Source organism: Sphingomonas phoenicis (assembly GCF_047238005.1).
GTDB lineage: Bacteria > Pseudomonadota > Alphaproteobacteria > Sphingomonadales > Sphingomonadaceae > Sphingomonas.
The window spans coordinates 2,989,919-3,008,530 of record NZ_JBDFMC010000002.1 but is presented as its reverse complement, the minus strand read 5'-3'; the positions used below and the strand labels follow the sequence as shown (position 1 = coordinate 3,008,530).

The window sequence follows — 18,612 nt, the reverse complement described above, 5'->3', positions numbered from 1 at the left end:
GACGGATCGTGCGGGGCTCCGGCCCGAACAGACGCGGCATCTGCGATACATGCAGGCGGGGACATCGGATCCATCCCAATAAAGGGAAAAACGATGCGCTTCTCGCACCTTCTGGTTGGTGGCCTGTGTCTGGCCGCGACCGCCTCTCCCGCGTTCGCGCAGGAGGATACCGCGCCCCCGGCGCCCGTTACCGTCAGCGGCTCGGTCGGCCTCGTCTCCGACTATCGCTTCCGCGGCGTGTCGCAATCGGACAAGAACCTGGCCGTGCAGGGCGGGATCACGATCGCGCACGAGAGCGGCCTGTACATCGGCACCTGGGGATCGAACCTGGCCGGCTGGGGCACCTTCGGCGGCGCCAACATGGAACTCGACCTGATCGCGGGCTTCAAGCTGCCGGTGGGCGGTGGCACGCTCGACGTGGGCGCGACCTGGTACATGTACCCGTCGGGCTTCAACAATACCGACTTCATCGAACCCTATGCCAAGCTGTCGGGCACGGTGGGGCCGGTCGCCCTGACCGCGGGTGTCGCCTATGCCCCCAAGCAGGAGGCGCTGGGCGCATGGTCGTCGAACGGGACGATCGCCGCGAACGTCGATTACGACAACGGCACCGGCTACGACAATCCCGGCGACAAGAACGACAACCTGTACCTCTGGGGCGATGTCAGCAGCGCGGTTCCGGACACCGGGCTGACCCTGAAGGGCCATATCGGCTACTCGAACGGCAACAAGGGCCTGGGCCCGTTCGCGACCAGCGTCGCGCCGACGGGCGAGTATTTCGACTGGCTGGTCGGGGCGGACTACACGATCAAGGGGACGCCGCTGACGGTCGGAGTCGCCTATGTCGACACCGACATCTCGCGGGCGGATGCGGCGTATCTGCAGCCCAGCTTCAGCCGCGGGCAGGACGGGTTCGGCTCGATCGCCGACGCGCAGGTCGTCTTCTCGCTGACCGCCGCGTTCTGAACGGGGACGGCGGCGCTCTTCGGGGGGAGAGCGCCGCTAAGTTCCTGGGATCCGGCCCGGGCCGCGTCGCTGATACCATAGCGCCGCGGCGCTGGTCCGGTCAGTTCTGCGGCGTGGGCGTCGGCGTGGGGGCAGGCGCCGGGGCGGCGCCGCCGGCACTCGCCCTTGCGTCCTGGCCATCGCCGGCGGGCGCGGCGACGATGTCGCGGGTGGTCGTGCCCTTGTTGACGACATTGGTGCCGGGATCGCCCACCGACGAGCGGATGCCGGGATCGGCGGCACCGCTGCCCGCCTGATCCAGCGTCGCGTTCTCGGCGGCGCTGCGCGGCGCGGGGCCGAAGATCGCGTCCAGCGTCTGCTGCTGCCCGACCGAATCCTGCGGACGCGCGGCGCCGGGCTGCGGCGGGACAAGCGCATAATCGGGCGGGATCACCAGCGGCGCCTGACGCGCCACCGCGAACTCATCGGGACGATTGCGATCGAGCGCGCTGCCGCTGGCGCAGCCGGACAGGAGCGCGAGCCCGGCGGCGGGGATGACGACGTTACGCATGGGGACTCTCCGAGGAAGACGGGACCGAGGAAGACGACGGGGCCGAAGCAGGCGATCCGGCCGCAACGGGCGGGGTCTTGTCGCGGGTGAGAAGCGCACGCACGAGCAGCACCAGAACCCCCACCGTAATCGCCGCGTCCGCGACATTGAAGACCAAAAACGGGCGCCAGTCCCCGAAGTGGAGATCGGCGAAATCGACGACATAGCCGAAACGGATGCGATCGAGGATGTTGCCGAGCGCACCGCCCAGCACCATCCCCAGCGCGATCTGGTCGACCGGGTGCCGCTCGCGCGTCATCCACACCGCCACCCCGGCGGCGATCGCGCCGGTCAACGCGACCAGCGCCCAGCGGGTCGCATCGCCATCGGCCGGCAGCAGACCGAGCGACACGCCGATGTTCGGCACGAAACGCAGCGCGAAGAAGTCCGTCACCTCGCGCCCCGCGCCCAGATGACTGATGCCGAGCGGGCGGGTGACGATCCATTTCGACATCTGGTCGGCCAGGAACAGGATCAGGGCGGCGGCCAGGCCGCGGATCGGAAGCGTCACGCCACCACCTCGTTGCAACGGGCGCACAGGGCGCCGTCCTCATCCACCTCAGGCAGGTGGCGCCAGCAGCGACCGCATTTGTGGCGCGCGGTGCGCGTAACGGTGATCGCATCGGCCGATGCGACATCGGCGACGATGAAGATTTCCGCCAGCGCGTCGCCATCGAGCGGCAGCGACGGCACGGTGACCTCCGCCTCCAGGCTGGAGCGCACCGTCTTCTCGCGGCGCAGCGGCTCGATCGCCTCGGTCACCTGCTCGCGGAGGGCGCGCACCGCCTGCCAGCGGGTGCCGAGCGGCACGTCGCCGGGCACGGCCGGCAGTTCGGGCCATTCGAGGAAATGGACCGAACCTTCGTCGGACGGATAGCGCGCCTGCCACACCTCCTCGGCGGTGAAGCAGATCACCGGCGCGGCATAGCGGACCAGCGCGTGGAACAGCGCGTCGAGCACGGTTCGATAGCTGCGCCGCTTCACGCTGTCGGCGGCGTCGCAGTACAGGCTGTCCTTGCGCACGTCGAAGAAGAAGGCCGACAGGTCCTCGTTCGCGAAATCGGTCAGCAGGCGCAGGTAGCGGTTGAATTCATACCCGGTCGCCGCCTCGCGCAGCTCGACGTCGAGCATGCCGAGCCGGTGGAGGATGTACTGCTCCAGCTCGGGCATGTCGTCGACCGCGACCTTCTCGGCATCGGTGAAGCCGTCGAGCGCGCCCAGCAGGTAGCGGAAGGTGTTGCGCAGCTTGCGATACGCGTCCGACGCGGTGGCCAGCACCTCCTTGCCGATCCGCACATCGTCGAAATAGTCGGTGGAGGCGACCCACATCCGCAGGATGTCGGCGCCGCTCTCGCCGATCACCTTCAGCGGATCGACGACGTTGCCGAGCGATTTCGACATCTTGCGCCCCTGCCCGTCCAGCGCGAAGCCGTGGGTCAGGACCGCGTCGTAGGGCGCGCGGCCGCGCGTGCCGCAGCTTTCCAGCAGCGACGACTGGAACCAGCCGCGATGCTGGTCTGAGCCTTCGAGATACAGGTTCGCGCGCACGTCCGCGCCGAACCGCGCCTCGACGGTAAAGACGTGGGTGCAGCCCGAATCGAACCAGACGTCGAGAATGTCCTTCTGCGGCTCGTAATCGGCGAGCGCATGGTCGGTGCCCAGCAGCGCCTGATGATCGGCAGTGAACCACGCATCGGCGCCCCCTGCGCGGAAGGCGTCGACGATGCGGGCATTGACCGCGGCGTCGTTCAGATACTCGCCGGTCTGGCGATGAACGTAGAGCGCGATCGGCACGCCCCAAGCGCGCTGGCGGCTGATGACCCAGTCGGGCCGGCCCTGCACCATCGAGGTGATGCGGTTCTCCGCCCGGGCGGGGACCCAGCGGGTCGCGGCGATCGCGTCGAGCGCGATCTCGCGCAGGGAGGCGCCATTGCCACCACCCGCCGCCTCTGCGGAAGCAGGGGCGACGGCCTTCCCGTTCGTGCTGAGCGAAGTCGAAACATCCATCGGGATGAACCACTGCGGCGTCGCCCGGAAGATCACCTTGGCCTTCGACCGCCACGAATGCGGATAGCTGTGGGCGAAATCGTCGCTTGCCGACAACAGCGCGCCCGCGGCGCGCAGATCGGTGCAGATCGGGCCGTCGGCAGCGACGAACTTCTTGTTGATGACGCTGCCCTGCCCGCCCAGCCATGCCCAGTCGGCGCGGTACAGGCCGGCGGCATCGACCGCGAAGACCGGATCGAGCCCGTTCTGCTTGCACAGCAGGAAATCGTCCTCGCCGTGATCGGGCGCCATGTGGACCAGCCCGGTGCCGGCGTCGGTCGTCACGAAGTCGCCCGCCAGGAACGGCCGCGGCCGGGCGAAGAAGCCGCCCAGATGGTGCATCGGGTGCCTGGCGGTCGCGCCGTCGAACTCGGTGCCCTTCACCAGCCCGATGAACTCGTCCATCGCCAGGCCGGTCCGCTTCGAGAAGGCGGGGAACAGCGCCTCGGCGACGACGTAGCGCTGGTCGCCGCTGCGGAAGAGCAGATAGTCGTGCGCGGTACCATAGGCGAGCGCCTGGTTGACCGCGATCGTCCAGGGCGTCGTCGTCCAGATAACCGCCTTCGCGCCGATCAGCTGGTCCCAGCCGGCCGACACGATCTCGAACGCCACGTCGATCTGGGTAGAGACGATATCCTCATACTCCACCTCCGCCTCGGCCAGGGCGGTCTTCTCGACCGGCGACCACATCACCGGCTTGGCGCCGCGGTACAGCTGGCCCGACCCGGCGAACTTCAGCAGCTCGCCGACGATCGCCGCCTCGGCGGCGAAGGTCATGGTCAGATAGGGATCGTCCCAGTCGCCCATGATACCCAGCCGCTCGAACTGGCCGCGCTGCACCGCCACCCACTTCTCGGCATAGGCGCGGCATTCCGCGCGGAACTGGTCGACCGGCACGTCGTCCTTGTTCAGCTTTCTGGCGCGATACGCCTCCTCGACCTTCCACTCGATCGGCAGGCCGTGGCAGTCCCAGCCCGGAACATAGGGCGCATCCTTGCCCATCAGCGACTGGCTGCGGACGATGATGTCCTTCAGCACCTTGTTCATCGCATGTCCCATATGGATGTCGCCATTGGCGTAGGGCGGACCGTCGTGGAGGATGAAACGCTCGCGCCCGGCACGCTCTTCGCGAAGGCGCCGGTACAGGCCGATCCGCGCCCAGCGATCGAGGATCGCGGGTTCCTTGGCGGCGAGGCCCGCCTTCATCGGAAAGTCGGTCTTGGGCAGGAAGACGGTGTCGCGCCAGTCCTTGCCCGCGGCAGCGGTGTCGGTCATCCGGTCGCGCTTAGAATGTCCCGTGCGCGGGCACAATCCGCGTCCATCTGCGCGATCAGGGCAGGCAGGCCGTCGAACATCGCCTCGGGCCGGATATATTCGACCAGTTCCACCTCGATCGTCTGGCCGTACAGGTCGCCGTCGAAATCGAAGAAATACGGCTCCAGCAGTTCCTTCAGCGGTTCGAACTGCGGGCGGATGCCCAGATTGGCGGCGCCGTTCAGGATGCGCCCGTCGGGCAGTCGCCCGCGCACCGCATAGATGCCGTAAGCGGGGCGTAGATAATTGCCGAGATCGAGATTGGCGGTCGGATAGCCGATGGTACGGCCGACCTTGTCGCCGTGCTGCACCACCCCCTCGATCGCGAACGGCCGCGTCAGAAGTCGCGTCGCCTCACGCGTCTCGCCCAGGCGCAGGTGCGCACGGATCCGGCTGGACGAGACCGGCTCCCCGTCCAGCGCCACCGGGCCGATCGCGGCAGCAGTGAAGCCGTGACGCCCGCCCGCGTCGCGCAGCGCGGCGACGTTACCCGCCTTGTGCCGGCCGAAGGTGAAGTCCTCACCGGTCACCACGCCGGCGATCCGCAGCGCGCCGATCAGGCGGTCGGCAACGAACTCATCGGCCGTCATCCGCGCCAGGCCGCCGTCGAAGTGGAAGACGACCATCGTATCGGCGCCCGCCGCGGCGAACAGCCGCTCGCGCTGGTCCAGCGTGGTCAGGCGGAACGCGGGGGACTCGGGCCGGAAATGGCGAACCGGATGCGGATCGAAGGTCGCGACCAGGGCCGGGCGGCCCTGCTCCCGGGCGCGGGCGACCGCCGCGCCGACCACCGCCTGATGCCCCAGATGGAACCCGTCGAAATTGCCGAGCGCGACGATCCCGCCGGCCAGGTGCGGAGGAATGGGCACGCCGCCGTCTAGCCGCTGCATCCGCGCCCTGTAGCTTTGCGGATGACGGTTGGCGAGGGGATTGGAAGCCGGTGCGGTCCCGCCGCGGACCCTTTTGCCGCCAGCTTCATTGTCGTGCCGGATGTCGGTCGCGCATTGATGAATGTCGCTCACCACTTCATGTACTTGTGCCGGGCTATTCGAAGGCCGTGTGGATGTTGCATGCTGGAATCGACGAGGAACGACCTGTTGGTAGAAGGACGATGACCCCATGGAAGACCGCGAAGAACTGGCGGTGTCGCGTCGCGGCGTGCTGGTCGGCGGCGCCGCGAGTGTCGCGGTGACCGCGGTGCCCGCTGCCGATGCGCAGAACGTCCGGCCGGCCGCGCAGCCGACGATGATGCCGCTCAGCCTGGAGGTGAACGGCCGTCGCCGCGAGCTGCAGGTCGATACGCGCACCACGCTGCTCGATGCGCTGCGCGAGAACCTGCAGCTGACCGGCACCAAGAAGGGCTGCGATCACGGCCAGTGCGGCGCCTGCACGGTGCTGGTCGATGGCAAGCGGATCAATTCGTGCCTGACGCTGGCGGTGATGCACCAGGGCGACAAGGTGACGACGATCGAGGGGCTGGGCACGCCCGACAAGCTCCACCCGATGCAGGCCGCGTTCGTGCGCCACGACGGATTTCAGTGCGGCTACTGCACTCCGGGCCAGATTTGCTCGGCAGTGGCGGTGCTGGGCGAGATCAAGGCCGGCGTGCCGAGCCACGTCACCAGCGACCTGACCGCGAAGCCCGCCGTCACCAACGACGAGATGCGAGAGCGGATGAGCGGCAACATCTGCCGCTGCGGTGCCTATTCCAATATCCTCGAGGCGATGTCGGACGTCGCGGGAGTGCGCGCATGAAGCCCTTCACCTACGAGCGCGCGGCGAAGCCCGCCGATGCCGCCGCCGCCGCCGTCCGCACCCCGGGCGCCAAGTTCATCGCGGGCGGCACCAACCTGCTCGACCTGATGAAGCTGGAGATCGAGGTACCGCGCCACCTGATCGACGTGAACGACCTGGGGCTCGACACGATCGCGCCGACGGCCGAGGGCGGGCTGCGCATCGGCGCGCTGGTCACCAACACCGATCTGGCCGCCGACCAGCGGGTACGCCGTGATTACGGCGTCCTGTCGCGTGCGATCGTCGCGGGGGCCAGCGGACAGTTGCGCAACAAGGCGACGACCGCGGGCAACCTGCTGCAGCGGACGCGCTGCCCGTATTTCTACGACACCAACCAGGCGTGCAACAAGCGCCGGCCCGGCTCCGGCTGCGCGGCGATCGGCGGATACAGCCGGCAGCTGGCGGTGATCGGGTCCAGCCCCGCGTGCATCGCCACCTATCCGGGCGACATGGCGGTGGCGATGCGCGTGCTCGACGCCACGGTCGAGACGGTGAACCCGGCGGGCACGACGCGGACGATCCCCATCGCCGATTTCCATCGGCTGCCGGGCAATACCCCGCATATCGAGACGGCACTGGCGCCGGGCGAACTCATCACGGCGGTGACGCTGCCGAAGCCGGTCGGCGGCACGCACGTCTATCGCAAGGTCCGCGACCGCGCGTCCTATGCCTTCGCCCTCGTCTCGGTCGCCGCGGTGATCCAGAAGGACGGTAGCGGCCAGGTCGCGGTGGGCGGGATCGCCCACAAGCCGTGGCGGGTCGAGGCCGCCGAGCGACAGATGGCGCAGGGGCCGAAGGCGGTCGCCGCAACCCTGCTCGCCGGTGCCAAGCCCACCCAGGACAACGCGTTCAAGGTGCCGCTGGTCGAACGTACGCTCGCCGCCGCCATGGCCGATGCCCGCAACATGACGGGAACCACCGCATGAAGTTCGACACGCCCGCCGGACAGAACCCGATCGACCAGCTGAAGGTCGTCGGCAAACCCACCGATCGCATCGATGGCCCGCTGAAGACGACCGGTACGGCACCCTATGCCTATGAGCGGCACGACGTCGTTGCCGGTCAGGCTTATGGTTACGTCATCGGAGCCGGTATCGCCAAGGGGCGGATCCGTTCGATCGACCTGGCCGAGGCGAAGGCGGCACCCGGCGTGCTGGCGATCGTGACGGCCGACAATGCCGGCACGCTCGCCAAGGGCCGGATGAACACCGCCAAGCTGCTGGGCGGGCCGGAGGTGGATCATTACCACCAGGCGATCGCCGTGGTCGTCGCCGAGACGTTCGAGCAGGCGCGCGCCGCAGCGGCCCTTGTCCGGGTGGATTATGCACGCGCCAAGGGCCGCTTCGATCTAGACGCCGCGCTGAAGGTCGCGCCGCTGAAGGGCGACAGCAGCGGCGAGGGCAGCTCGGCGCCGCCGATCGACCGCGTCGGCAATTTCGAGAAGGCGTTCGCCGCGGCACCGGTGAAGGTCGACGGGCATTACACGACCCCCGACCAGACGCATGCGATGATGGAGCCGCACGCCACCATCGCCGCATGGGAAGGCGACAAGCTGACGCTGTGGACGTCCAACCAGATGATCGCCTGGGGCCGCGGCGACGTCGCGAGGACGCTGGGCATCCCCAAGGAGAATGTCCGCCTGATCTCCCCCTATATCGGTGGCGGGTTCGGCGGAAAGCTGTTCGTCCGCGCCGATGCGATCATGGCGGCGCTGGCGGCAAAGGCGGCCGGGCGCCCGGTGAAGGTCGCGCTGACCCGGCCGATGATGGCCAACAACACCACCCATCGCCCCGCCACCGTCCAGCGCATCCGCATCGGTGCCGGTCGCGACGGCCGCATCACCGCGATCGCCCACGAGAGCGGATCGGGCGACCTGCCCGGCGGTGGTCCGGAGACGGCGGTATCGCAGACCAAGCTGCTCTACGCCGGCGCCAACCGGATGACCGCGATGCGGCTGGCGGTGCTCGACCTGCCGGAGGGGAACGCGATGCGCGCCCCCGGCGAGGCGCCGGGCCTGATGGCGCTGGAGATCGCGATGGACGAGATGGCGGAGAAGCTGGGCATGGACCCGATCCGCTTTCGCATCCTGAACGATACGCAGGTCGATCCCGAGAAGCCGGAGCGCAAGTTCTCGCAGCGGCAGCTGGTCGAGTGCCTGAAGCTGGGCGCCGACCGTTTCGGCTGGCAGAACCGGAACGCGAAGCCGGCACAGGTGCGCGACGGTCGCTGGCTGGTTGGCATGGGCGTCGCCGCCGGTTTCCGCAACAACCTGCTGATGAAGTCGGCGGCGCGGGTCGGCATCGATGCCAGGGGGATGGTGACCGTCGCCACCGACATGACCGATATCGGCACCGGCACCTACACGATCATCGCGCAGACCGCGGCCGAGACGATGGGCGTGGCGCTGGACAAGGTGATCGTGCTGCTGGGCGACAGCAGCTTCCCCGAATCGGCCGGCTCGGGCGGCCAATGGGGTGCCAACAACTCGACGGCCGGCGTCTATGCCGCCTGCATGAAGCTGCGCGAGAGCGTGGCGCAGCGGCTGGGCTTCAACTCGGGCGACGTGACCTTCGCCGACGGCAAGGTCCGCGCCGGCAACCGCAGCGTGTCGCTGGCCGAGGCGGCGGGCCCCGACGGCCTGTCGGCGGAGGACGGCATAGAATACGGCGATCTCGACAAGAAGTACCAGCAGTCGACCTTCGCCGGCCACTTCGTCGAGGTCGGCGTGGACGGCTGGACAGGCGAGGTCCGCATCCGCCGCATGCTGGCGGTCTGCGCGGCCGGACGGATCCTGAACCCGAAGGCGGCAAGAAGCCAGGTGATCGGCGCGATGACCATGGGCGCCGGCGCGGCGCTGATGGAGGAACTGGCGGTCGACAAGCGCTTCGGCTTCTTCGTCAATCACGACCTTGCCGGGTACGAGGTGCCGGTCCACGCCGACATTCCGCATCAGGAGGTGATCTTCCTGGACGAGGTCGATCCCACCTCGTCGCCGATGAAGGCGAAGGGCGTCGGCGAACTGGGCATGTGCGGCGTCGGCGGCGCGGTCGCCAACGCGATCTACAACGCCACCGGCGTGCGGGTCCGCGACTATCCGATCACCCTGGACAAGCATCTGGCGAGATTGCCGGAGGTCGCGTGATCGGCGATCCGGGCGGCACGCGCCGTTGCCGCCCGGATCGCCCGCAGGACCGTGATTGCATTCAACGACGTCACTCTGCTAACATCATTGAATGCTGCGTAGGACATCCTTCGACGCTCACCGTAATATCCTAAACATTGGTACGAATACTTCTAGTCTAGACGGTGTTATCGTTCTCAATGGGCAATCGGCAGCTGTGCTGCCATGCTCGTTTGCCCGAACGAATAGATATTTCCCCTGATAGACGGAGCGTGGTTGCTTGTTCGACCGCGATAACCTGACACTTGATCAAGGATCGCCCGCGTGCCGGCACGCGGGCGACCGGACGCGGAATCCGGCCGGGGAGCGGAGGCGGTCGCTGGTCCATATCGTCGACGGCGCCGCCGAGGACCGCGACGCGGTGGATGCCATGCTGCAGGCGAGCGATTATCCGACCAGATCGTGGTGCTCGGTCGATGCGTTCCGGTCGGGGCTCGACCCGGCGAAGCCCGGCTGCCTCGTCCTTTTCCTGTGCGCCGCCGGCGTCGACGGGCCGGCGATGGTCCGGCGGCTGGCGCAATTACCCTGCGCGCTGTCGCTCGTCGCCCTGTCGCGGTGCTGCGATACACGCCAGGCAACCGCCATCATGAAGGCGGGGGCGATCGACTTTCTCGACCTGCCGCCGGATCCGGACGCGCTGTGCGTGGCGATCGAGGATGCGGCCGGGTGCCTGGACCAGTGGCAGCGGCAGGCCGCGATCACGCGCGACGCTTGCCGCCGCCTCGCCCTTCTGTCGCCGCGCGAGCGCGAGGTGCTCGACGGGCTGCTGGCCGGCGCATCGAACAAGGTGATCGCCCAGGACCTGGCGATCTCCGCGCGTACCGTCGAGATCCACCGGGCGCGGGTGATGGCGAAGCTGGAGGCCGGCTCGCTCGCCCAGTTAATCCGCACTGCCATCGCCGCGGAAATGCGACCGCCGTGGCAAACACGGTAAAATCGGCAGAATTGTCGGACATTAGGGAATGCTACGTATAGGACCAATCTGGAGCAAATGATAACGATTGTACGGTGTCTAGCTCTCTCGCCCGCCTCGTAACGCCGGCCGATGTGCCGCCGTATGTTCGTCAGATCGCGCATCGGATCGGCCGATGGTCGGTGGCGTCGCTTACCGCGACGTCGGCGCCGATGGAACCGGCGCACGGCTTCGCCCTGCTATGGCCCGCCGACGGCATCCGCATCCAGCATGGCGGCCGCGACGTCGAGCTGCGCGGCGGCGACCTGGCGATCATCGACCGGTCGCTGCCGTTGTCGTGCCAGGGTCCGGCCGGCTGGCAGGCGACGCTGCTGGAACTCGGCGATCGGCGCATCGGCGCGCGGATCGACGACCGCCAGCGCTTCGTCGGACTGGCGATGGACGGCAGCAGCGATATCGCCCAGGTGGTCAAGCGCCTGTGGCTGATGCTGGAGGACATGACCCGCCTGCAGCTCGGTCGTCGCGAAACCGGCGACGATCTGGTCGAGGCGCGCATCATCGAGATCCTGACCGATCTGGCCGCTCGGCTGGCGGCACAGGTGGTCGACATCCGTCTTACCAGCCACGATGCCGCGACCATCGAACGGGCTCAGGTGCTGATCGCCGCCCATCTCTCGGACCCCGAATTCGGCGTCGCCGAACTCGCCGCGCTGATGCGGGTGTCCGCCCGCCACCTGTCCTCGTTGTTCGCACGCGTCAACACGACGACGTCGCAGGCGATTCTCAACGCGCGTCTCACACTGGCCAAGCGACTATTGCTCGATCCGGTAAATGCGCGGCGCCAGATATCCAGCGTCGCCCTTGCCTGCGGATTCGACGACCAGAGCTATTTCGCCCGCTGCTTTCGCCGCGAAGTTGGCGTGACGCCCCGTCGTTTCCGGACGGAAGGTCGTGAACTGTAAACTTCCGGCATCATCTTCGAGACTTTACTGCGTCCGCAAATAACCTTTCCAACTCTTTTACTCTTCCAGCCCGAACAGGTCGCATCGGCGGCCCGGCATTCACCAGCCTGTGCCCGCTTCATCGCAAAAGGGGACACAGAACGTGCTCAGCTGGTTCGAGAAAGATGCACCCATCCGGACGAAGTTCCGGTTCATGCTGGTCGGCTATACCAGCCTGTCGGCAACCTCGCTGGGCGCGATCGCCTATGCCAATGCCGGTCACCCGACCGAGGCGCTGGCGATCGGCGGCGGCGTGCTCGGCCTGACGGCGCTGATGGGCGTCGTCACCGCGAAGCTGGTCACCACGCCCTATGTCAACACCGTCGTGCGGATGGAGGGCCTCGCCGCCGGCGACCTGACCACGCCGATCGCCTATCACGAGTTCAAGGACTGTGTCGGCCGGATGACCCGGGCCATGACCGTCTTTCGCGACAATGCGCAGGCGATCGCCGCGGCCAGCGCGGCACAGGAGGTCATCGTCGGGTCGCTCGGCGATGGGCTGGGCCGGCTGGCCAAGGGTGACCTGTCCGGCCATATCGACCAGAGCTTCCCGCCCGAATACGCGCAATTGCGCAACGACTTCAACGCCGCGGTCGACGCACTCAGCGACGCGCTGACCGCGGTCACCCGTTCCACCACCGGCATTCGCACCGCCTCGTCGGAAATCAGCGCGGCGTCGGACGATCTGTCGCACCGCACCGAGCAGCAGGCCGCCAGCCTGGAAGAGACCGCGGCGTCGATGGACGAGATCACCTCGACCGTTCGCGAGACCGCCGCCGGTGCGGCCCGCGTCAACGCCGTCGTCGGCGAGGCGAAGAACGATGCCGAGGAGAGCGGCCGCGTCGTCCGCCAGGCCGTCACCGCAATGGGCGGGATCGAGCGCTCGAGCCAGGAGATATCCGAGATCATCAGCGTGATCGACGGCATCGCCTTCCAGACCAACCTCCTCGCCCTGAACGCAGGCGTCGAGGCGGCGCGTGCCGGCGATGCGGGCAAGGGCTTTGCGGTCGTCGCATCCGAGGTCCGTGCCCTCGCCCAGCGCTCGGCCGATGCCGCCAAGGACGTGAAGACGCGCATCCTCGCCAGTTCCGAGCAGGTCGAGAACGGGGTCGAGCTGGTCGGCGAGACGGGCAAGTCGCTGGAGCGGATCGTCAGCCGGATCAACGAGATCAGCACGCTGGTCTCCGCCATCGCCGCCTCTGCCGAGCAGCAGGCGTCGGGCTTGCAGCAGGTCAACACCGCCGTCGGCGAAATGGACAGCGTGACGCAGCAGAACGCGGCGATGGTCGAGCAGTCGACCGCCGCCGCGCGCAGCCTGGCAGGGGAAGCGGACGAGCTGGCCAACCATGTCGCGCGGTTCCGCCTCGGCAGCGATACCCGGACCGTCGCGCCGGTGTCCTTCTCCCCGCAGGCGCCCCGTGCCGCGGCGCCGACCCGCGTCGTCGCCAAGCGGCCCCAGACGCGCGGTGCGCTCGCGCTGGCGATCGCGTCCGAGGAGGACGACTGGTCGAAATTCTGATCGGCCCCTTTGCCCCGGGCTGCTCCGCAAGCCTCCCCGACCCCGCCAACATCCGCCGATCGAAGGATTGATCGATGACCGTCATCGTCTTGCCCGCCGTGATCGACCTGGCCGCCGCTGCCCAGCTGGCTGAAACGCTGCGCGCCGCGCCCGGCCCGGTCGCGATCGACGGCGGCGTGGTGGAGCGGATCGGGGCGGCCGGGCTCCAGCTGCTGCTGAGCGCGCGCGCCACCGTCACCGCCGCGGGCCACCCGCTCACGATCGACACGCCCAGCGGGCCGCTGCTCGCCGCCGCCGCGACCGCCGGTGCCGGCGCCCTGTTCGCCGAAGGACCAGCCGATGCAACTCGATGAAATTCAGGCCATCTTCTTCCAGGAATGCGAAGAAGGGCTGGCCACGATCGAGGTCAACCTGGCCGAGGCGCGCGATGCGGCGCCCGATCCGGAGACGATCAACACGATCTTCCGCGCCGTTCACTCGATCAAGGGCGGTGCCGGTGCCTTCGGGCTGGAGGCGCTGCAAAGCTTCTCGCATCATCTCGAAACCGTGCTCGACCTGTTGCGCACCGGCGAGCGGGCGCCGACGTCCGATTTGATCGCACTGTTGTTCGCCGCCTTCGACGTGCTGAGCGACCATGTCGCCAGTGCCCAGCATGGCGGCCCCGCGCCCGCCGACGAGGCGGTACTGGAGCGGCTGGAGGCGGTCGCCCATGCCCCCGCCTCGACGGATTCCGTCCCCGTGGCGGAGGTGGACGCGGGCGAAGAGCCGATGGATTTCGACCTCGATGCCCTGCTCGCCTCGATCGACCTTCCCGCCGACAGCACACCCGCCGACACCGCCGACTGGCGCGTCACCTTCCATCCCGGCCGCGGGGCGTTCGACAATGGCGGCGATCCGCTGCCGCTTCTCCGCGAGATGGAGGCGATGGGCGGCCGCGTCGTCGCGCTCGACCAGGTCCTGCTGCCGCCGCTCGACCTTCTCGCCGTCGACGAATGCTGGATCGGCTGGACCTATGCGCTGCCCGGCACCGTGGCACGCGACGATATCGAGGCGATCTTCGATTTCGTCGCCGACACCAGCACGCTGACGATCGCCCGGACGGGCGACGATGTTGCCAACGTGTCGCCGCCCGCTTCCATCGCAGCGCCGGTGCCGGTCGCCCCGGCGCCGGTCGCCATCGCACCTCCTCCTGCCGTTGCGGCGCCGGCCGCCGCTCCCGCACCCGCACCCGCCGGCGAGGATCGCGGCGGCGCATCCGCCTCGCCCACCATCCGCGTCGAGCTCGACAAGCTCGACCGGCTGGTCAACCTGGTCGGCGAGCTGGTCATCACCCAGGCGATGCTGGCGCAGCGCCTGTCGCTCCACGGCGCCGGCACGATCGACGAACTGTCCGACCTCGATCACCTGACCCGCGAATTGCAGGACAGCGCGATGTCGATCCGGGCGCAGCCGGTCAAATCGGTGTTCAATCGCGTGCCCCGCATCATCCGCGAGCTGGAGGCCGGCACCGGCAAGCGCGTCCGCCTGGAGGTGGAAGGCGAGATGACCGAGGTCGACAAGACCGTGGTCGAACGGATCGGCGAGCCGCTGACCCACATGATCCGCAACGCCGTCGACCACGGGCTGGAGATGCCCGACGAGCGCGTCGCGCTGGGCAAGCCGGCGGAGGGCGTCGTCCGCCTCGCCGCCGAGCATCGCTCGGGACGGATCGTCATCTCGGTCGCCGACGACGGCAAGGGCATCGACCTGCCCCGCGTCCGCGCCAAGGCGGTCGAGCGCGGCATCATCGCCCCCGATGCCAACCTGTCGGACGAGGAGATCGAGAACCTGATCTTCGCCCCCGGCTTCTCCACCGCGGCGACGGTGTCGAACATCTCGGGCCGCGGCGTCGGCATGGATGTGGTCCGCCGCAACGTCCAGGCGCTGGGCGGCCGGATCGGCATCTCGTCGAAATTCGGCAGGGGATCGACCTTCACCCTCACCCTGCCGCTCACCCTCGCGATCCTCGACGGCATGGTCGTCAGCGTCGGCGGCCAGACCTATGTCATCCCGCTCGCGCATGTCGTCGAAAGCCTGCGTCCGCTGCCCGGCGACGTTCGCGGCTTCGGCCCGGATGCCGGCGTGCTCGACGTGCGCGGCGCCTATCTGCCGATCCTGCCGGTCGGACGGCTGCTGGGCGTCGGCGATGCCTGTGCCGAGCCGACCGAGGCGGTACTGGTCGTCGTCGAGACCGATGCCGGCCAGTCGATCCTGATGGTCGACGGCATTCAGGACCAGCGCCAGGTGGTGGTGAAGAGCCTGGAGGCGAACTACGCGCCCGTACCCGGCCTGGCCGGCGCGACGGTGCTGGGCGACGGCCGGGTCGCGCTCATCATCGATGTCGAGACACTGGTCCAGCGCCATCGCGGCGAGACCCTGCGGGCGCTGGCGGCATGAACGCGATGACCAACGTCGCGGGCGACTACGCCCTCGATACCGCCAGTTTCGAGACGATCGCGCGGATCACCCATGCCCATGCCGGCATCACGCTGAACGACGGCAAGCGGCAACTGGTCTATTCGCGCCTCGCCAAGCAGATCCGCAAGCGCGGCCTGTCGGGCTTTCCGGAGTTCGTCGCGCTGATGCAGACCGATCCCGCGATCCGGCGCGAGGCGATCTTCGCGCTGACCACCAATCACACCAAGCTGTTCCGCGAGAACCATCACTTCGATCATTTCGCCGCCCATGTCCGCCCCGCACTCGTCCGCGCGGCGGAACGCGGCCGGCCCGTCCGGCTGTGGTCGTCGGCCAGTTCCAGCGGCGAGGAACCCTATTCGCTGGCGATGACGCTGCTGGGCGACAACCGTGCCGTCGGCGCCAGGCTCGCGCAGCGCGACATCGCCATGCTGGCCACCGATCTCGCCCCGCATGTCCTGTCGGTGGCGAAGGCGGGTCGCTACCCGGCCGAGATGGCGAAGGACGTGCCCGATCGCTTCCGGCGGATCTGGACGGCCAACGCCGACGACCAGATGGTCATGGCACCCGAGCTGAAGCGGATCATCAGCTATCGCCAGCTGAACCTGCTCGATCCCTGGCCGATGCAGGGCAAGTTCGACGCGATCTTCTGCCGCAACGTGATGATCTATTTCGACGAGCCGACCAAGGCGCGCCTGATCGAGCGCTTCGCCGAGCTGCTGGCGCCCGGCAGCTTCCTGTACATCGGCCATTCCGAACGCGTGATCGGGCCCGCCACCGATGCGTTCGAGCCGGTCGGCAACACCATCTACCGGCGGCGCGCATGACGCCGTCGCCCGCCCCGCCCGTCCGCGTCCTGATCGTCGACAATTCGGCGACCATGCGCGGCTTGCTGTCCGCCATCCTGCGGCGCGATCCCGGCATCGAGGTGGTCGGAGAGGCCGCCGATGCCGCCGAGGCGCGCACGAAGATCAAGGCGCTCGATCCCGACGTGCTGACCCTCGACGTCGAGATGCCGGGCATGAACGGCCTCGATTTCCTCGACAAGATCATGGCGCTGCGGCCGATGCCGGTCGTCATCGTCTCGTCGATCACCGAGCGTGGCGCGGCGGCGACGGTGCGGGCGCTGGCCGCCGGGGCGTTCGACTGCTTCCCGAAACCCGCCTCGCTGATCGCCATCCGCGAGGACACGACGCTGGCACGCATGATCCGTGCCGCCGCCCGCTGCCCCAACCGCGCCGGGCGCACGCACGATCGCCGCCGCGTCGAGACCGCGGCGGCGGGCGGCGCCGGGTTGATCGCGATCGGTGCCTCGACCGGCGGCGTGGAGACGCTGCTGGAGGTGATCGGCGGCTTCCCGTCCAACTGCCCGCCGACCGTGATCGTCCAGCACATGCCCGCGCTGTTCACCGCCAGCTTCGCCGACCGGCTCGACCGGTTCTGCCCGCCCCGTGTCGAGGAGGCACGCAGCGGCACCCTGCTGAAGCCCGGCCACGTCTATCTCGCACCGGGTGGCGACCAGCATATGGAGGTGGTCGGCACCGCCGCCCCGCGCATCCGCCTCTATGCCGGCGAGACGGTCAGCGGGCATCGCCCGTCGGTCGACGTCCTGTTCCGCTCGGTCGCGCGGCTGGGGCGACCCGCCGTCGGCGTGCTCCTGACCGGCATGGGACAGGACGGCGCCACCGGCCTCCTCCAGATGCGCCAGGCCGGCGCCCGCACGATCGGGCAGGACGAGGCGAGCTGCGTCGTCTACGGCATGCCCGCCGCCGCGCAGGCGATCGGCGCGGTCGAGTTCCAGCTGCCGATGGACCGCGTCGCCGCCGCCGCGATGGAGATGGCGGCATGAACGCCCCCGCCCCCGCCCACGCCCACGCCGCTGCCGCTGCCGCCAAGCCGGGCGCGATGCGCGCCGACGGGTTCCGCCACGTCGGCATCATCCAGGGTGATCGCGGCGTCTCCGCCGACCCGCAGATCATGTACTCGACCGTGCTCGGCAGCTGTGTCGCTGCCTGCCTCTACGATCCCGAGGCGAAGGTCGGCGGCATCAACCACTTCCTGCTCGGCGAGCCGCAGCCGGGCCAGATCGTCGATCCGGCCGCGCAGCACCGTTACGGCGTCCATGCGATGGAGCTGCTCATCAACGACATGCTCCGCTACGGCGCCCGTCGAGAGCGGCTGCGCGCGCACCTGTACGGCGGCGCCAACCTCCATGCCGGGATGCGGGCGATCGGCAGCGACAATGCCGCCTTCGCCATCCGCTTCCTCCAGCAGGATCGCATCCCGCTGATCGTCCGCGATCTGGGCGGCACCTCTGCCCGGCGCGTCGACTTCCAGCCGGCGCTCGGCCGGTCGCGCGCCAAGCTGGTGCGCGACACCGCCGTGCCGCCGCCGCCCCGTCGCCCCCTTCCTCCACCCGCCGCCGTCGACAGCGGCGACCTCGACCTGTTCTGAAGAGAGACCCCATGACCCGAACGATCATGACCGTGGACGATTCGCCCAGCATGCGCGCGCTGCTGCGCCACGCGCTGGCCGGCGAAGGCTATACCGTCGCCACCGCCGAGGATGGCGTCGACGCGCTGGAGCGGATCGACGACGCCGCGCCCGATCTCGTCATCACCGACATCAACATGCCGCGCATGGACGGGTTCGAGCTGATCGAGGCGGTGCGGGCCAACCGGCGCTGGGGCAACCTGCCGATCCTCGTCCTGTCGACCGAGTTCTCGGACGAGAAGAAGCTGCGGGCGCGCAGCGCCGGCGCCACCGGCTGGATCGTCAAGCCGTTCGATCCCGCCAAACTCTCCGCCGCGGTTCGCCGCGTGCTCGTCTGAAGGA

Annotated in this window: 17 protein-coding genes; 13 read left to right on the top strand and 4 right to left on the bottom strand. The window is 68.8% G+C overall.

Translation table 11 applies throughout. The annotated features are described in order from the left end of the window. The first annotated feature begins 93 nt into the window (after positions 1 to 93). A complete protein-coding gene (locus tag ABC319_RS15285; protein WP_413071045.1) occupies positions 94 to 966 on the top strand; it encodes a TorF family putative porin in 873 nt (290 codons plus the stop codon). A 100-nt stretch (positions 967 to 1,066) separates the two neighbouring features. Here the strand turns inward: ABC319_RS15285 and ABC319_RS15280 are convergent, their stop codons facing one another. The 4 genes from ABC319_RS15280 to ABC319_RS15265 are packed head-to-tail and all read right to left on the bottom strand — an operon-like array spanning position 1,067 to position 5,805. Then, on the bottom strand, positions 1,067 to 1,516 hold the full coding sequence (locus ABC319_RS15280; RefSeq protein ID WP_413071044.1) for a DUF3035 domain-containing protein: 450 nt from the start codon (positions 1,514 to 1,516) through the stop codon (positions 1,067 to 1,069). After that, positions 1,509 to 2,066: a signal peptidase II gene (gene lspA / locus ABC319_RS15275; RefSeq protein WP_413071043.1), complete on the bottom strand. Its 558-nt coding sequence runs from the start codon at positions 2,064 to 2,066 to the stop codon at positions 1,509 to 1,511. The genes ABC319_RS15280 and lspA overlap by 8 nt, the downstream gene beginning before the upstream one ends. Continuing rightward, on the bottom strand, positions 2,063 to 4,876 hold the full coding sequence (ileS, locus tag ABC319_RS15270; protein WP_413071042.1) for an isoleucine--tRNA ligase: 2,814 nt from the start codon (positions 4,874 to 4,876) through the stop codon (positions 2,063 to 2,065). The genes lspA and ileS overlap by 4 nt, the downstream gene beginning before the upstream one ends. Then, complete coding sequence (locus tag ABC319_RS15265; RefSeq protein WP_413071041.1) at positions 4,873 to 5,805, bottom strand: bifunctional riboflavin kinase/FAD synthetase; 933 nt, start codon at positions 5,803 to 5,805, stop codon at positions 4,873 to 4,875. The genes ileS and ABC319_RS15265 overlap by 4 nt, the downstream gene beginning before the upstream one ends. Positions 5,806 to 6,034: 229 nt before the next feature. On the opposite strand from ABC319_RS15265, the gene paoA reads away from it, so the two are divergent. From paoA to ABC319_RS15205, 12 genes are all read left to right on the top strand, one after another. Beyond that, positions 6,035 to 6,670 (top strand): aldehyde dehydrogenase iron-sulfur subunit PaoA, encoded by a 636-nt coding sequence (gene paoA / locus ABC319_RS15260; protein WP_413071040.1) that lies wholly within the window; start codon positions 6,035 to 6,037, stop codon positions 6,668 to 6,670. Then, complete coding sequence (locus tag ABC319_RS15255; RefSeq protein WP_413071039.1) at positions 6,667 to 7,635, top strand: FAD binding domain-containing protein; 969 nt, start codon at positions 6,667 to 6,669, stop codon at positions 7,633 to 7,635. Before paoA ends, ABC319_RS15255 begins: the two co-directional genes overlap by 4 nt. Next, the gene (paoC, locus tag ABC319_RS15250) at positions 7,632 to 9,851 is read left to right on the top strand and encodes an aldehyde oxidoreductase molybdenum-binding subunit PaoC (RefSeq protein WP_413071038.1); all 2,220 of its coding nucleotides are present in this window, start codon (positions 7,632 to 7,634) and stop codon (positions 9,849 to 9,851) included. The genes ABC319_RS15255 and paoC overlap by 4 nt, the downstream gene beginning before the upstream one ends. Positions 9,852 to 10,110: 259 nt before the next feature. Beyond that, a complete protein-coding gene (locus ABC319_RS15245) occupies positions 10,111 to 10,824 on the top strand; it encodes a response regulator transcription factor (RefSeq protein WP_413071037.1) in 714 nt (237 codons plus the stop codon). Positions 10,825 to 10,898: 74 nt separating this feature from the next. Further along, positions 10,899 to 11,765: a helix-turn-helix transcriptional regulator gene (locus ABC319_RS15240; RefSeq protein ID WP_413071036.1), complete on the top strand. Its 867-nt coding sequence runs from the start codon at positions 10,899 to 10,901 to the stop codon at positions 11,763 to 11,765. A 142-nt stretch (positions 11,766 to 11,907) separates the two neighbouring features. Further along, a complete protein-coding gene (locus ABC319_RS15235) occupies positions 11,908 to 13,323 on the top strand; it encodes a methyl-accepting chemotaxis protein (RefSeq protein WP_413071035.1) in 1,416 nt (471 codons plus the stop codon). Between the two features lie 74 nt (positions 13,324 to 13,397). After that, the gene (locus ABC319_RS15230) at positions 13,398 to 13,676 is read left to right on the top strand and encodes an STAS domain-containing protein (RefSeq protein ID WP_413071034.1); all 279 of its coding nucleotides are present in this window, start codon (positions 13,398 to 13,400) and stop codon (positions 13,674 to 13,676) included. Beyond that, positions 13,663 to 15,759 (top strand): chemotaxis protein CheA, encoded by a 2,097-nt coding sequence (locus ABC319_RS15225; protein ID WP_413071033.1) that lies wholly within the window; start codon positions 13,663 to 13,665, stop codon positions 15,757 to 15,759. The genes ABC319_RS15230 and ABC319_RS15225 overlap by 14 nt, the downstream gene beginning before the upstream one ends. After that, positions 15,756 to 16,604, top strand: coding sequence for a CheR family methyltransferase (locus ABC319_RS15220; RefSeq protein ID WP_413071032.1), 849 nt, complete (start codon positions 15,756 to 15,758; stop codon positions 16,602 to 16,604). Before ABC319_RS15225 ends, ABC319_RS15220 begins: the two co-directional genes overlap by 4 nt. Next, a complete protein-coding gene (locus ABC319_RS15215) occupies positions 16,601 to 17,626 on the top strand; it encodes a protein-glutamate methylesterase/protein-glutamine glutaminase (RefSeq protein WP_413071031.1) in 1,026 nt (341 codons plus the stop codon). The genes ABC319_RS15220 and ABC319_RS15215 overlap by 4 nt, the downstream gene beginning before the upstream one ends. A 56-nt stretch (positions 17,627 to 17,682) precedes the next feature. After that, on the top strand, positions 17,683 to 18,231 hold the full coding sequence (locus ABC319_RS15210; RefSeq protein WP_413071719.1) for a chemotaxis protein CheD: 549 nt from the start codon (positions 17,683 to 17,685) through the stop codon (positions 18,229 to 18,231). Positions 18,232 to 18,242: 11 nt separating this feature from the next. Continuing rightward, positions 18,243 to 18,608 carry a response regulator gene (locus ABC319_RS15205; RefSeq protein ID WP_413071030.1) on the top strand — a complete coding sequence of 122 codons (366 nt, stop codon included), beginning with the start codon at positions 18,243 to 18,245 and terminating at the stop codon, positions 18,606 to 18,608. The last annotated feature ends 4 nt before the right edge of the window (positions 18,609 to 18,612 follow it).